Below are 13,946 nucleotides of genomic sequence, written 5' to 3'. Positions count from 1 at the left end.
CATCGGCTGCCGCGAGGCGCGGCAGCCTGCCGGTCTTGGATGCGAGGGACAGCGCGTGAGCGGAACGATCGGGCCCGAGCATGCCGCCCTCGAGCCCGGAGCCGACGACGGCGACGAGCGCCGGCTCGGCATGCGGCTGAAGGCCCGCCGGCTCGAATGCCGGCTGTCGCTGAACCGGCTCGCCGAGCTGTCCGGTCTCTCGGTCGGCATGCTGAGCCAAATCGAGCGCGGCATTTCCAGCCCCTCTCTCCGGTCCCTGCGGCTGCTCGCGGGCGCGCTCGGCGTGCCGATGTCCTGGTTCTTCGCCGAGCCGGAAGAAGCGGAGCGGCGGGAGTCGCGCCATGTCGTGCGCAGGGCCGAGCGACGCCTCCTCCGGCTCACGCCGACGGGCGTGATGAAGGAACTCCTGAGCCCGTCCTCGCCCGACCTGTTCGAGATGTACGAACTCGCCCTCCAGCCGGGCGGGCGCTCGGGAGCGGATTTCTACAGCCATCTCGGCGAGAAGGCCGGCATCGTCCTGTCCGGCCGTCTGCGCCTCTGGCTCGACGGAGAGGAGCATCTCCTCGACGAGGGCGACAGCTTCCACTTCCCGAGCAAGGTCCCGCATCAATTCGACAATCCCGGCCCCGACGTGGCCCGCATCGTCTGGGTCATGGCGCCGCCCATGGCAGGCCGGCCGTCGGTGTAATCCCGGAGAATGACCTGCGGGCGCCCCTGGCGCCGACCGCGCGCCTCGCCTATATCTGACGGGCGGTGCTGCGGGGTGCGTCAGGAACATTATCCCCGGGGCCTTATCGATCCTTAAGGGAGCTGTCCCTGGTCTCGTCCGTGGACTTGGCCAATACGGTTCCCACCTACGTTGTAGGTTCCCGGGATCGACTTCCAACGGCCTTCGCGGCTCCGCGCTTTGCCCGAGGCTGTTGCCGGATCGGGGCTCGCCCGACGCCCGATCCGCATGCATAACGGCCCCGCATGACCGATGAGACCCATCCTGATTCCGAGACCGGCATCGCCGCGCTGAAGGACGCGTTGCGGCGCGAGGGATTCACACGGCGCGACGCCCTCGACGCGGGCTGGCGCATGGAGGCCTCGCGCAGGATCGCCGCGAGCGTCCTCGCCCTTCCCGATCTCGCCGACCTCGAACCCGTCGGCGCCTATTGGCCGATGCGCAGCGAGGTCGATCCGCGCCCGACCCTCGCCGCTCTCGCCGGACGGGGATGCGCCGTCGCCCTTTCGCAGACCCGGATGCCGACGCTCGTCTGGCGCGCCTGGAAGCCCGGCGACCGGCTGGCGCATGGCGGCTTCGGCGTCATGGAGCCGGGGCCGGACGCGGCGGAGGTCTCGCCGCGCGCGCTGCTCGTCCCGCTCTGCCGCTTCGACCGCACGGGCGGCCGGATCGGCTACGGCAAAGGCCATTTCGACCGCTCCATCACCGCCCTCTCGGCCCTCCACCCGCTGCTGACGATCGGCATCGCCTTCTCCGTCCAGGAGGCGGACGCGGTGCCGATGGCGAGCCATGACCGGCCGCTGGATCTCGTCGTGACGGAGCGCGAGGTGATCCGCGCGCGGGAGAGCGTTCGTTGAGGGCGCCACGACGCCCCTTCTCCCCTCGCGGGAGAAGGTGGCCCCCGGGCTTGGCCCGGGGGTCGGATGAGGGGGGACACGCCTCCGTCGACGTCGAGTCTCCTCCCCTCATCCGACCCTGCTTCGCAGGGCCACCTTCTCCCGCAAGGGGAGAAGGAATCCGCCGTGAGTGTCCGTAGATGCGCATCCTCTTCCTCGGCGACATCGTCGGGCGCCCCGGCCGCAAGGCGGTGCAGGACAAGCTTCCCGGCCTGCGCGACCGCTGGCGGCTCGATGCCGTCGTCATCAACGGCGAGAACTCGGCCGGCGGCTTCGGCATCACCGAGGCGATCTGCGACGAGCTCATCGAGGCCGGCGCCGATGCCGTCACGCTCGGCAACCATTCCTGGGATCAGCGCGAGGCGCTCGTCTTCATCGCCCGCCAGCCGCGGCTGATCCGGCCCTGCAACTATCCGGCCGGGACGCCCGGCCGAGGCGCGAACCTGATCGACCTCCGGGACGGGCGCCGGCTCCTCGTCGTCAACGCGATGGGCCGCCTGTTCATGGACGCGCTCGACGATCCCTTCGCCGCCGTCGATCGTGAGCTCGCGCTCTGCCCGATGGGGCAGGTCGCCGACGCGATCCTGGTCGACATCCACGCCGAGGCGACGAGCGAGAAACAGGCCCTCGCCTATCATGTCGACGGGCGCGTCTCGGTCGCGGTCGGCACCCATACCCATGTGCCGACGGCCGACCATCGCATCCTGCCGCGCGGCACGGCCTATCTGTCGGATGCCGGCATGTGCGGCGATTACGAATCGATCCTCGGCCTCCAGCGCGAGGAGCCGATCCGGCGTTTCATCGAGAAGATCCCGGGCTCGCGCGCCGAGGTCGCGCTCGGCGAGGGCACGCTCTGCGGCCTCGCCGTCGAGACGGACGACGCGACGGGCCTCGCGAAACAGGTGGCCGCCGTGCGGATCGGCCCCGTCCTTGCCGAAAGTCGGCCCGAATTCTGGGATTGATCATGCGCATGATCCGACGCGGCCTGATCCTCCTCGCAGCCCTCGCCGGCGCCTTCGCGCCCGCGGTTCCCCCAGCCGCCGCCCAGAAGGCCGCCGGGACCTCCGGCTGCCGGGTCCTCGTCCACGAGGAGGCGCGCTACACGATCTGCCGCGTCGACCTGCGCACCCACGACCTCAAACTGTTCCTCAAGGGGCCGGACGGCGAGGCCTTCGGCAGCCTCACCCGCTTCGTCGGCTCGCCCATGGCGCGCGGCGTGACGATGGCGATGAATGCCGGGATGTATCACGAGAACCTCGCGCCGGTGGGCCTCTTCATCCAGGACGGGCGCGAGTTGCAGCGCCTCAACCGCGCGCGCGGGCCGGGGAACTTCCATCTCAAGCCGAACGGCGTCTTCTTCGTCGAGGGCAGCCGGGCCGGGGTGCTGGAGACCGATGCCTATGTGAAGCGCCGCCCCAAGGCGACGCTCGCGACGCAATCGGGGCCGATGCTGGTCATCGACGGACGCATCCATCCGCGCTTCTCCGATGAGGGCCCGTCCAAGAAGTACCGCAATGGCGTCGGCGTGAGCGACGGCCGCAGCGCCGTCTTCGCGATCTCGGACGAGCCCGTCAGCTTCGGCGCCTTCGCGCGCCTGTTCCGCGACGAACTCGGCTGCCGCAACGCGCTGTTCCTCGACGGCTCGGTCTCCTCGCTGCACGCGGCCGATCTCAACCGCACGGACATCTCGCTGAAGCCCATCGGGCCGATCATCGCGGCCGTGAAGCGGTAGCGCGCCTGCCTGCCTCAATGCGTCGCGTGGAGGCAGGCATCGTGGTTGGCCAGGACCTCGATCACGCGGCATTCCGCGACGCGGCCGTGCGAGCATTGCTCGGTCATGCGCGCGACCTCGGCCCGCAGCGCGGTGAGCCGGGCGATCTTGCTGTCGATCTCGGCGAGATGGCGGAGCGCGATGCCGTCGGCGGCCTCGCACGAGGCCTGCGGCTCGGCCGAGAGCGCGAGCAGGTCGCGGATCGCCTCGATCTCGAAGCCGAGTTCGCGGGCATGGCGGATGAAGGCGAGACGGCGGATGGCGGCCTCCCCGTAGAAGCGACGATTGCCGTCGCTGCGGGGAGCGGGCGGCATGAGGCCAACCTCCTCGTAATAGCGGATGGTCGGAACCTTCACGCCCGTGCGCTTGGACACAGCGCCGATGGGAAGGCCCTCGCTGGCCGTGCTCTGCGAGGCTGTCATGGGGCTTGCTCCTCTAGTCGCTAGAGGATGTAGCGCGAAAGGACGTGCCGACAAGGACCGAGCCGATGACCGAAGTCACCGCCCGAAGCCGCTATCGCATCGAGGGCATGGATTGCGCCGCCTGCGCGGCGAAGATCACGACCGCCGTGCGCCGCGTTCCCGGCGTCGCCGACGTCTCCGTCTCGGTCGCGGCCGGCACGATGACGGTCGAACACGACGACAGTCCCGCCCTCGGAGCCGCCGTGATCCGGCAGGTGCAGAGCCTCGGCGGCTACGAGGCGACGGCGCTCTCCGCCCCGAGCGCGGAGGCCGCCTCGCCGGACGATGCGGAGGCCGGCTGCTGCGGCGGCCACGATCACGGGCACGATCACGCGCATGGGCATGGGCATGGGCATGGGCATGATGGCGATGCCCCCGCCGAGGACCGCGGCCATGGTGCCGCCGGTCATGTCCACGGCCTCGAAACCTCGGCGGGTCCCTGGTGGCGGAGCGCGAAGGCACGGCTGACCTTCGCGAGCGGCCTCGCCTTCGCGCTCGCCTGGATCGCGGCGAAGGCCGTCCCCGGCTACGAGCAGTGGCTCTATGCCGCCGCCGTCCTCGTCGGCCTCGTCCCGATCGCCCGGCGCGCCGTCGCCGCGGCGCGGATCGGCATGCCCTTCACCATCGAGATGCTGATGACGATCGCCGCCATCGGCGCGCTGATCATCGGCGCCGCCGAGGAGGCGGCCGCGGTGGTGTTCCTGTTCCTCATCGGCGAGATGCTGGAAGGCGTCGCGGCCGGCCGGGCGCGCGCCTCGATCCAGGGTCTCGCGGCGCTGGTGCCGAAGACGGCTCTCGTCGAAGAAGGCGGCGCGACCACGGAAGTCCCCGCCGAACGGCTCGCGATCGGCTCCGTGATCCTCGTCCGCCCCGGCGACCGCATCGCGGCGGATGGCGAGGTCGTGGCGGGCGAAGGCGCGGTCGACGAGGCTCCCGTCACGGGCGAGAGCACGCCCAAGCGCAAGGTCGTCGGCGACGCGGTCTTTGCCGGCACGATCAATGCCGATTCCGTGCTGCGGGTCCGCGTCACGGCGGCCGCCGCCGACAACACCATCGCGCGCGTCGTCAAGCTCGTCGAGGAGGCCCAGGAGAGCAAGGCGCCGACGGAGCGCTTCATCGATCGCTTCTCGACCTGGTACACGCCGGGCGTGGTGGTGGTCGCGGCGCTCGTCGCCGTCCTGCCGCCGCTCCTCGCCGGACAGCCCTGGGGCGAATGGATCTACAAGGGGCTCGCCATCCTCCTGATCGGCTGCCCCTGCGCCCTCGTCATCTCGACGCCGGCGGCGATCGCGGCGGCGCTCTCGGCCGGCGCGCGGCGCGGCCTCCTCATGAAGGGCGGCGCGGTGCTGGAGGGGATCGGCCGCATCGAGGCCATCGCGCTCGACAAGACCGGCACCCTCACCGAGGGCCGGCCCAAGGTCACGGACCTCATCGCCTTCGGACGCCCCGAAGCGGAGGTCCTGTCGCTCGCCGCCGCTCTCGAAGGCGGATCGAGCCACCCGCTCGCCCTCGCCATCCTCGGCCGCGCCAAGGAGCAGGCCCTCCCCGTCCCGCAGGCCTCGGATGCGGCCGCGCTCGGAGGGAAGGGCGTGACCGGGACGGTCGGCGGAGAGCGCGTCTTCCTCGGCTCTCCGGCCGCGGCCGCCGAGCGCGCCGCGCTATCGGACGATCAGCGCGCGTCGATCGAACGCCTGAACGGGGAAGGCAAGACCGTGTCCGTCCTCCTCGTGGACGACGTGCTCGCCGGTCTCGTCGCCATGCGCGACGAGCCGCGCGCCGATGCGAAGGCGGGTCTCGAGGCGCTCAAGGCGGCGGGAATCGAGCCCGTGATGCTGACCGGCGACAACCGGCTCACGGCCGAGGCGATCGGGCGGGATCTCGGCCTGCCGGTGCGGTCCGAATTGCTGCCGCAGGACAAGCAGCGCATCGTCCGCGAGATCCAGGCCTCGGGGAAGCGGGTCGCCAAGGTCGGCGACGGCATCAACGATGCCCCTGCCCTCGCCGCGGCCGATATCGGCATCGCCATGGGCGGCGGCACCGATGTCGCGCTCGAGACGGCGGATGCGGCCGTGCTGCACGGCCGGGTGCTCGACCTCGCCCGCATGGTCGAGCTGTCGCGGCGCACGATGGGCAACATCCACCAGAACATCGCCATCGCGCTCGGGCTGAAGGCGGTGTTCCTGGTGACGACCGTCGTCGGGCTCACCGGCCTCTGGCCCGCCATCCTCGCCGATACGGGCGCGACTGTGCTCGTGACGGCCAACGCCATGCGGCTGCTGACCTGGCGGTGAGGTTCCACCGTCGGGGCGAGCTGCCAGGACGCTCTACATATCGTTTTCATGGACCCACGCCCATGAAAACGATATGCAACTCTCAGTCCGCCGCTTTTGACGAGCACGTCTGCCGATGACCGCCGTCGCCCGATATATCGACACGATCCAAGACAACGGGGGCCTGAAAGGCACCGACATCGCCAATTTCGCCGATGTCTCCTCGGCCACGGTTCACCGCTGGAAGTCCGGCTCGCACGTCCCGCATCCGAACACGCAGTTGCTGCTTGCCAGGCTGCATTACGTCGTCAACCGGCTCGACGAGTACTACACGCCCGAGGAAGTGCGGCTGTGGCTTTATGCGCCGCATCCCCAACTCGACGGACAACGGGCCATCGACTTCATCGTCGGCGATCGCACGGCCGAGGTGATTGCGATCCTCGACCGCCTCGAATCCGGGGCCTATCTTTGACAGCGGACCATCGTCCGCCGCGACCCAAGGCGCTCCTCGACGCGATCGAGGCCGAAGCGCCGATCAGCTTTTCCGGCACGGTCTGGCGTGTCGTGACAGACGGGTTCGACCCTCTTCGGCCGGGACGTTCCGGAGGGCGCTGGGACGACGGAACCTTCGACGTGCTCTACACGTCCAGCGAGAGGGACGGCGCGCTGGCGGAGGCTTGGTACCATCTGTCGCGCGGTCAACCGATCGTTCCCTCGAAAATCAACAAGCGGATCCACCGGATCGCCGTCGCACTGGATCGGGTGCTGGACCTCTCGACCGGCGCCAAACTCGCGTCGCTCGGTGTGAACATGGCTCATTACGGGCGCCTGTCCTATCGCGAGCGCACCCAGGAGTATCCTGCACCGCAAGAGATCGCCGAGGTCGCATTCTTCCACGAATACGAGGCGATCATCGTGCCGAACGCACGCTGGCCGACAAGCAACGTGGTCGTGCTGACGGAGAACGCGCGCCCCGAGCAGCTTCGGGCGCTCGACAGCGACCCGGTGGACCTCGCGAGTTGGGCGGCCGCAGCGCGGGCGAGAGGCGATTGAGAGAAACCCTTCCCGCCTCCCCGTAACGCTCTCTTAACCCTGATGGCCGCCTAAAGAAGTTAAGCGTTCTGCCGAAGGCTCGGGGGCAAAGGCTCTTACTTTCGACAGAATTTTCCGCGATTGCGAGAAGGCTTCCGCCGAGCCATCTCGGACATGACCAGTCCCGGATCCGAGCCGTACAGGACAGGAGCACGGCCCTGTGCGGCCGCCGGCATGAGGACAGACCGTCGATGAACCCCGCTGACGCCGTCGCCGCGATGCCCCCCCCGGATTTCTCGCTCTGGGCACTGTTCTGGCACGCCCATATCGTCGTGAAGGCCGTGATGATCGGCCTCCTCGTCGCCTCCGTCTGGTGCTGGGCGATCATCATCGACAAGACGCTGCTGTTCCGCCGCACGCGGGCGGCCTCGGACCAGTTCGAGGATACGTTCTGGTCGGGCCAGTCGCTGGAGGAGCTGTACCGGGACCACCAGGAGAATCCGGGCTCCGGCATGGCGGCGATCTTCGTGGCGGCCATGCGCGAGTGGAAGCGCAGCTTCGAGGGCTCCGGGCGGCAGATCGCGAGCCTCGCCCAGCGCATCGACAAGGTGCTCGACGTCACCATCCAGCGCGAGGTCGAGCGGCTCGATTCGCGCCTCCTCTTCCTCGCCTCCATCGGTTCGGCCGCGCCCTATATCGGCCTCTTCGGCACCGTCTGGGGCATCATGAACGCGTTCACCTCCATCGCGGCCTCGAAGAACACGAGCCTCGCGGTCGTCGCGCCCGGCATCGCCGAGGCGCTCTTCGCCACCGCCATCGGCCTTTTCGCCGCCATTCCGGCCGTGCTCGCCTACAACAAGCTCCAGGCGGAGGTTGCCCGCCAGCAATCGCGCATGGAAGCCTTCGCGGACGAATTCTCGGCGATCCTGTCGCGGCAGATCGACGAGCGCCTGCCGCTCGCGGCCTGACGGCGGCGGAAGGACAACCACGCCATGGCCATGGTTCACGGCGCCGCCTCGGGCGGCGGGCGCAGGAGGCGGCGGGGACGCCGCGCGGCGCCCATCAACGAGATCAACATGACGCCGTTCATCGACGTCATGCTGGTGCTGCTCATCATCTTCATGGTCGCAGCGCCGCTGATGACGGTCGGCGTGCCCCTCGACCTGCCGCAGACCAAGGCCGCCCAGCTCAATGTCGACCAGAAGCCGGTCACGCTCTCCATCCGCCAGGACGGGCAGGTCCATCTCGGCGAGGAGCAGCTCTCGGACGACCAGATCGTGCCGAGCCTGAACCGGGTCGCCAAGAACGGCCAGGAGGAGCGCGTCCTCGTTCGCGGCGACAAGCGGGTCGATTACGGTCGTGTCGCGCAGGTGATGGCCATCGTGACCCAGGGCGGGTTCCGTCGCGTCGCCCTCGTGACCGAACCCGATCCGCGCTGACGGGCGCCCGGTGGCACTTCCCTTCAATCGACACGAGCCCGGCTTCTGGCTCTCCGGCATCGCCCATGTGGCGCTGCTGGGGGCCGGGATCATGGCGTTCACGGCCGAAAGACTGCCCGACCCCGAGGAAGGGATCCCGGTCGAGATCCTGACCGACAATTCCGTGAACGAGATCACCAAGGGCGAGACCAACGCCGAGAAGCCGCAGGACAAGCCGCGTGTCGACCGCCAGGCCGAGGTCGCCGAGGAACGCGATCCCGGCGAGGCGGCGTCAGACATCCCGGCCCCGCCGACCCGGCCCGTCGAGATGAAGACGGCCGAGCGCGAGATCGAACCCGCTCCGGCCCCGGAAGAGACCGCCGAACCCGCGCCCGTGCCGCCCTCGCGGCCCGATTTCGCGGCCGCCGAAGCCGAGGCGAAGGCCGAGGCCGCCGCCCAGGCCGCTGCCGCCGCGAAGGCTGCCGCCGCCCGGGAAGCCATCGCCAGGGCCGAGGCGAAGGCCGAAGCGAAGGCCAAGGCAGACGCCGCCGCGAAGGCCGAGGCGGTCAAGCTGGCCCAGCTCGCCGAAGCCCAGGAGAAGGCGGCGGAGGAGCGCGAGCGCAAGCAGGCCGAGGCCAAGGCACAGGCCGCCGCGAAGGCCAGGGCCGAGGCCGCGGCGAAGAAGGCCAAGGAGGACGCCCAGGCGAAGGCGGCCCTCGAGCGCAAGATCGCCGAGGCGGAAGCCGCTGCCAAGGCGAAGGCCGAGGCGACCGCAAAGGCCAGGGCCGAGGCTGCCGCCAAGGCCGCCGAGCAGCGCCGCAAGGTGGCCGAGGCGCGGGCTGCGAAAGCCAAGGCCGAGGCCGAGGCGCGCGCCCGGCGCCAGGCCGAGGCCGCCGACCGCTTCAATCCCGGCGACATCTCGCGGGTCCTGCAATCGCGCGCGCCGTCGCAATCCTCCGGCTCGACGGGCCGCGAGGTCCAGCGCACCGCGTCGCTCGGGGCGTCGGCCGGCAATGCGCCGAAGCTCAACCCGAGCCAGCGCGCCCAGATCGTCGGGCTGATCCGCGACCAGTTGATGAATTGCTGGCAGGTGCCGATCGCCGCCGAGACCGCGGCGAAGCCGCCGGTCGCGCAGGTCCGCGTCGGGCTGCGCGAAGACGGCTCGCTCATCGCCGAGCCCGCCCTCATGAACAATTCGGGCGACCCGCTCTTCCGGCCGGTCGCGGATTCGGCTCTGCGCGCGGCGCGGCGCTGCGCCCCGCTCCGGATCCCCGCGCAATTTGCCCCGTTCTACAACGACTGGAAGCACCTCGTGGTGGATTTCGATCCCCGCGCCAGGGGCTGAGCCGGCTCCACCCCACCGTCATCGCCGCGTCGCATCCGTACGCGCCCTAGCCAGGATCCTGCGAAGACCTCCGTGATGAAACGACTGCCTCTCCGCCTCCTCGCCGCCGCGCTCGCTGCCCTGGTGGCCGTGCCGACCCTCGCGCCGCCCGTGCGGGCGGAACTCTACATCGACGTGCGCCGCGGCAATTTCCAGCCGATCCCGATCGCGATCGCCGATTTCGGAGGCGACGGCGAGATGGCGCCGAAACTCGCCGGGATCATCGCCGCGAATCTCAGCCGCTCGGGCTATTTCCAGGTCCTCGACCGGGGTCGCTTCCCCGAGAACCCGTCCTTCAACGCCGCGCCCAATTTCGGCGCCTGGAAGGGCACCGGCGCCCAGGGCCTCGTCGTCGGCCGCGTGACGCGCGACGCCTCGGGCCGCCTGCGGGCGGAGTTCCGCCTGTGGGACCTGATGGCCGGCCAGCAGATCGTCGGCCAGCAATACGGCACGGACGCCAATTCCTGGCGCCGCGTGGCCCATATCATCTCGGATGCGGTCTTCTCGAAGATCACCGGTGTCGGCGGCTTCTTCGACACCCGCATCGCCTTCGTGGACGAGACCGGGCCGAAGGAACGGCGCCGCAAGCGCCTCGCCGTGATGGACCAGGACGGCGCCAATGTCCGCTACCTGACCCCGGGCGACAGTGCCGTCGTCTCGCCGCGCTATTCGCCCGCGACCCAGGACATCGCCTACATGTCGCAGCCCGAGGGCCGGCAGCCGCGCGTCTCGGTCATCAACCTCGAGACGGGCGCGCGCCGCGTCGTCGGCGATTTCAACGACATGACGTCGAGCCCGCGCTTCTCGCCGGACGGGCGGCGGTTGCTGATCGCGCTGCAGGACGGAGGCAACACGAACATCCACGTGATGGATCTCGCCTCCAAGGGGACGACGCGGCTGACGAATTCGGGCGCGATCGACACCTCGCCGTCCTATTCCCCGGACGGCAGCCAGATCGTCTTCGAATCCGACCGCGGCGGAAAGCAGCAGATCTACGTCATGGGCGCCGACGGCTCGGGACAGCGCCGCATCTCCTTCGGCGACGGCTCCTATTCCCAGCCGGCCTGGTCGCCGCGGGGCGACCTCATCGCCTTCACCAAGCAGCGCCCGGGCGGCTTCGCCATCGGCGTGATGAGGCCGGACGGCTCGAATGAGCGCCTGCTCGCCGAGGGCTTCCATTTCGAGGGGCCGACCTGGGCGCCGAACGGGCAATACATCGTCGCCTTCCAGGATCCCGGCGGGCAATCCGGCGGCAAGCTGCGGATGATCGACGTCACCGGCCGGGTGAACATCGCCCTGCCGACGCCCTCCTTCGCCTCCGATCCGACCTGGTCGCCGCTTCTCGGCGGCGGTCGCGCCGGCCAGTGACGGAGCATTAACCCTGACCGCCGGTTTCTGGGACCGGTAACGGCTCGGCAATCGGATTCACGTTCTGTGAAGGTTGACGAGGGGTGAGAGCCGCGAGCCGGCCCTCGGGCGCCGCGGCCGGATCAGGAGAGTAGTGAGATGACGACCATGCCGAATGCGCGGCGTGCGGCCCTGAAGCTCGTGACGGCCGCTTCGCTGGCCCTGTCGATCGCCGCCTGCTCCTCGACGCCCGACCAGCTCGCCGGCGGGGCGGGCGGCAGCGGCGGCAACCGCTACGGCGCCGGCGGCTATGGCGCCGGCGGGGCCGGCGGCCCCGCGACGCCGGGCTCGGCGCGGGACTTCGCGGTCAATGTCGGCGACCGCGTCTTCTTCGAATCCGATTCCTCGGACCTCACCTCGACCGCCGTCGCGACGCTCGACCGTCAGGCGCAGTGGCTGCAGCGCTATTCGAGCCATTCCTTCGTCGTCGAAGGCCATGCCGACGAGCGCGGCACGCGCGAATACAACTATTCCCTCGGCGCCCGCCGCGCGCAGACGGTGCGCGACTACCTCGCCTCCCGCGGCGTTCCCTCCTCGCGCATCCGGACCGTCTCCTACGGCAAGGAGCGGCCGGTCGCCGTCTGCAACGACATCTCCTGCTGGTCGCAGAACCGGCGCGCGGTGACGGCGCTGGAAGGCGGAAACTCGTAAGGGGGCGAGAGGCGGACGCTCCGCCTCACGCCATCACCAGGCCCCCGTCGACGTGGAGGACCTGGCCCGTCACGAAGGCGCCGTCCGGTCCGGCCAGGAACAGGACGGGCCCGGCGACATCCTCGGGCGTCGCCAGCCGGCGGAGCGGGGTCTGCGCGATCAGCATCTCGCGCACCTCCTCCTTCGTCGCGGCGCTGGCCTCGGTCGGCGAGACGAGCCCCGGCGCGACGCAGTTCACGCGGATGCCGCGCGGGCCGAGTTCGGCGGCGAGGTTGCGGCTGAAGCCGACGAGCGCCGCCTTCGCCGTCGTGTAGTCGTGATAGGGGATGCTCGGCCGCGTCACGAGATCGCTCGCGAGATTGACGATGCTGGCGCTACTGCTGCGTCCGAGCAGCGGAAGCATGGCGCGGCAGACATGGTAGGTCGCCCTCACCGCGCCTTCGAACTGCCGCTCATAGGCCGACCAGGGCACGTCCGGGAAACGCGCACGCCGGTCCGGATCGAAGCGGTAGGGGGCGAAGGCGTTGTTGACGACGACGTCGAGCCGGCCGACCTCCTCCCCGATCCGCTCCGCCATCGCCGCGACGGCCTCCTCGGAGGTGACGTCAGCCGCGATCGCGAGCGCTTCTCCGCCGGCCGCCCGGCATCGCGCGGCGATCCCCTCGGCCGCCTCCGCATCCTGCCGGTAATTGACGATCACCGTCCCGCCCTCGGCGGCGAAGGCCTTCGCGATCGCCGCCCCGATGCCCCGGCTCGCGCCCGTGACGAGGATCGCCCGGTCGCGGAACCTCATCGCGGCGCATCCTTCGCGGGGATCAGGTCCGTCTTCACGATCGCGCCCATGTCGAGAGGCCGGCCGATCAGGCCGAGGCTGCGGAAGGTGTCGGCGCCCTTCTGCATCACGTCGAGGTCGAAATGGCCGAGGCCCTCGCGGTCCGTGGTCGGCGAGACGGTGGAGGCGTTGCGCAGGCGGATGATGCCGAGATTGACCGCCTCGTCGCGCCCGTTGATGGCGCGGGTGATGGCGAGCTTCGCCGCCTCCTCGGGGCTCGCGATCATCCAGGCGGCGCTGTCGCGATAGGCCTCGAGGAAGCGCTTCAGCAGCGGCTTCTTGGCCTCGTAGGTCGCCTGCGTGACGACGAAGATGTCGCTCGGCAGGTTCAGGTGGTCGCGCACCTCGATCACGTCGACCTCGCCGAGGCCGCGTGCACGGCCGACGAGGAGGCCGGTATCGGTCGCGGCGGTCGCGTCGACCTGGCCCTGGATCAGCGGGGCGAAGTTCAGCAGCCCCGTCACCTCGATCGTGACGTCCGCCTCGCGCAGGCCGACCTGGTGCAGCAGCACCTGCAGGTTCTGCCGCGTGCCGCTCGAGAGGCTGTAGACGCCGATCCGCTTGCCCTTGAGATCGGCGGCGTTGCGGATGCCGTTCGCCTTCGGCGCGACGACGTTGAAGACGTTCTGCGGATAGATGTTGTAGATCGCGACGAGCGTCTCGCCCTTGTCGAGCGCGAGATAGAGCGAGGCCGGATCGGTGAAGGCGATGTCGGCCCGCCCGGACAGCATCGTCGTGATCGCCGAGCCGCCGCCCGTGCCGGGCACGTAGTCGAGCGCGATGCCCTTGGCCTTGAAGAAGCCCTTGTCCGGTTCGGCGAGGAGGTTCGTGATCTCGCTGATCGGCTGGCTCCAGCCGGCGACGGTGAACTTGTCGAGCTGCTGCGCGGCGGCCGGGAAGGCGGCGAGGCAGGTGAGCAGGAGGAACAGGAGCGAGAGATAGGCCGAGGGCCGACGCCCCCGGAAACTCCCTCCCTCCTCATCCTGAGGTGCTCGGCGCAGCCGAGCCTCGAAGGAGGCACGACCGCCCTGCGTGCTTCGAGGGCGACCTCCGGTCGCCACCTCAGCATGAGGACGGTGGGGTTTCCTGTTCAGCGG

The 13,946-nt window shown here is 70.1% G+C and carries 15 protein-coding genes and 1 other RNA gene; 13 read left to right on the top strand and 3 right to left on the bottom strand.

What is annotated here, in order from left to right:
- Positions 1–55 precede the first annotated feature (55 nt).
- From EV668_RS13155 to EV668_RS13135, 5 genes are all read left to right on the top strand, one after another.
- Complete coding sequence (locus tag EV668_RS13155; protein ID WP_245513155.1) at positions 56–688, top strand: helix-turn-helix domain-containing protein; 633 nt, start codon at positions 56–58, stop codon at positions 686–688.
- Between the two features lie 62 nt (positions 689–750).
- Positions 751–905, top strand: a non-coding RNA gene (gene ssrS, locus EV668_RS13150) — 6S RNA.
- Between the two features lie 67 nt (positions 906–972).
- On the top strand, positions 973–1,584 hold the full coding sequence (locus EV668_RS13145) for a 5-formyltetrahydrofolate cyclo-ligase (protein ID WP_133770723.1): 612 nt from the start codon (positions 973–975) through the stop codon (positions 1,582–1,584).
- Positions 1,585–1,763: 179 nt separating this feature from the next.
- Complete coding sequence (locus EV668_RS13140; protein WP_133770721.1) at positions 1,764–2,585, top strand: TIGR00282 family metallophosphoesterase; 822 nt, start codon at positions 1,764–1,766, stop codon at positions 2,583–2,585.
- 8 nt (positions 2,586–2,593) lie between these two features.
- On the top strand, positions 2,594–3,355 hold the full coding sequence (locus EV668_RS13135; RefSeq protein WP_133772000.1) for a phosphodiester glycosidase family protein: 762 nt from the start codon (positions 2,594–2,596) through the stop codon (positions 3,353–3,355).
- Between the two features lie 14 nt (positions 3,356–3,369).
- Here EV668_RS13135 and EV668_RS13130 read toward each other — a convergent pair whose 3' ends face one another.
- Positions 3,370–3,816 carry a MerR family transcriptional regulator gene (locus EV668_RS13130; protein ID WP_133770719.1) on the bottom strand — a complete coding sequence of 149 codons (447 nt, stop codon included), beginning with the start codon at positions 3,814–3,816 and terminating at the stop codon, positions 3,370–3,372.
- 65 nt (positions 3,817–3,881) lie between these two features.
- On the opposite strand from EV668_RS13130, the gene EV668_RS13125 reads away from it, so the two are divergent.
- From EV668_RS13125 to pal, 8 genes are all read left to right on the top strand, one after another.
- A complete protein-coding gene (locus tag EV668_RS13125) occupies positions 3,882–6,146 on the top strand; it encodes a heavy metal translocating P-type ATPase (RefSeq protein ID WP_133770717.1) in 2,265 nt (754 codons plus the stop codon).
- A 115-nt stretch (positions 6,147–6,261) separates the two neighbouring features.
- Complete coding sequence (locus EV668_RS13120; protein WP_133770715.1) at positions 6,262–6,597, top strand: antitoxin Xre/MbcA/ParS toxin-binding domain-containing protein; 336 nt, start codon at positions 6,262–6,264, stop codon at positions 6,595–6,597.
- Positions 6,594–7,178 (top strand): RES family NAD+ phosphorylase, encoded by a 585-nt coding sequence (locus EV668_RS13115; RefSeq protein ID WP_166652451.1) that lies wholly within the window; start codon positions 6,594–6,596, stop codon positions 7,176–7,178. The genes EV668_RS13120 and EV668_RS13115 overlap by 4 nt, the downstream gene beginning before the upstream one ends.
- 230 nt (positions 7,179–7,408) lie before the next feature.
- A complete protein-coding gene (tolQ, locus tag EV668_RS13110; RefSeq protein ID WP_133770710.1) occupies positions 7,409–8,125 on the top strand; it encodes a protein TolQ in 717 nt (238 codons plus the stop codon).
- Between the two features lie 24 nt (positions 8,126–8,149).
- Positions 8,150–8,596, top strand: a complete 447-nt coding sequence (gene tolR / locus EV668_RS13105; RefSeq protein WP_133770708.1) for a protein TolR — start codon at positions 8,150–8,152, stop codon at positions 8,594–8,596.
- A gap of 10 nt (positions 8,597–8,606) precedes the next feature.
- Positions 8,607–9,920 carry a cell envelope integrity protein TolA gene (tolA, locus tag EV668_RS13100; protein WP_133770706.1) on the top strand — a complete coding sequence of 438 codons (1,314 nt, stop codon included), beginning with the start codon at positions 8,607–8,609 and terminating at the stop codon, positions 9,918–9,920.
- Positions 9,921–9,995: 75 nt separating this feature from the next.
- Positions 9,996–11,327, top strand: a complete 1,332-nt coding sequence (gene tolB, locus EV668_RS13095; protein WP_133770704.1) for a Tol-Pal system beta propeller repeat protein TolB — start codon at positions 9,996–9,998, stop codon at positions 11,325–11,327.
- A gap of 138 nt (positions 11,328–11,465) precedes the next feature.
- Positions 11,466–12,017: a peptidoglycan-associated lipoprotein Pal gene (gene pal / locus EV668_RS13090; protein ID WP_425359622.1), complete on the top strand. Its 552-nt coding sequence runs from the start codon at positions 11,466–11,468 to the stop codon at positions 12,015–12,017.
- 25 nt (positions 12,018–12,042) lie between these two features.
- Here the strand turns inward: pal and EV668_RS13085 are convergent, their stop codons facing one another.
- On the bottom strand, positions 12,043–12,810 hold the full coding sequence (locus EV668_RS13085; protein WP_133770702.1) for an SDR family oxidoreductase: 768 nt from the start codon (positions 12,808–12,810) through the stop codon (positions 12,043–12,045).
- Complete coding sequence (locus tag EV668_RS13080) at positions 12,807–13,910, bottom strand: ABC transporter substrate-binding protein (protein ID WP_208111537.1); 1,104 nt, start codon at positions 13,908–13,910, stop codon at positions 12,807–12,809. Before EV668_RS13080 ends, EV668_RS13085 begins: the two co-directional genes overlap by 4 nt.
- Positions 13,911–13,946 lie beyond the last annotated feature (36 nt).

Source organism: Enterovirga rhinocerotis (genome assembly GCF_004363955.1).
In the GTDB taxonomy this organism is placed as follows: Bacteria; Pseudomonadota; Alphaproteobacteria; order Rhizobiales; family Beijerinckiaceae; genus Enterovirga; species Enterovirga rhinocerotis.
Note: the sequence above shows the minus strand (reverse complement) of the source record. Positions and strands in the feature narration are given on the sequence as shown.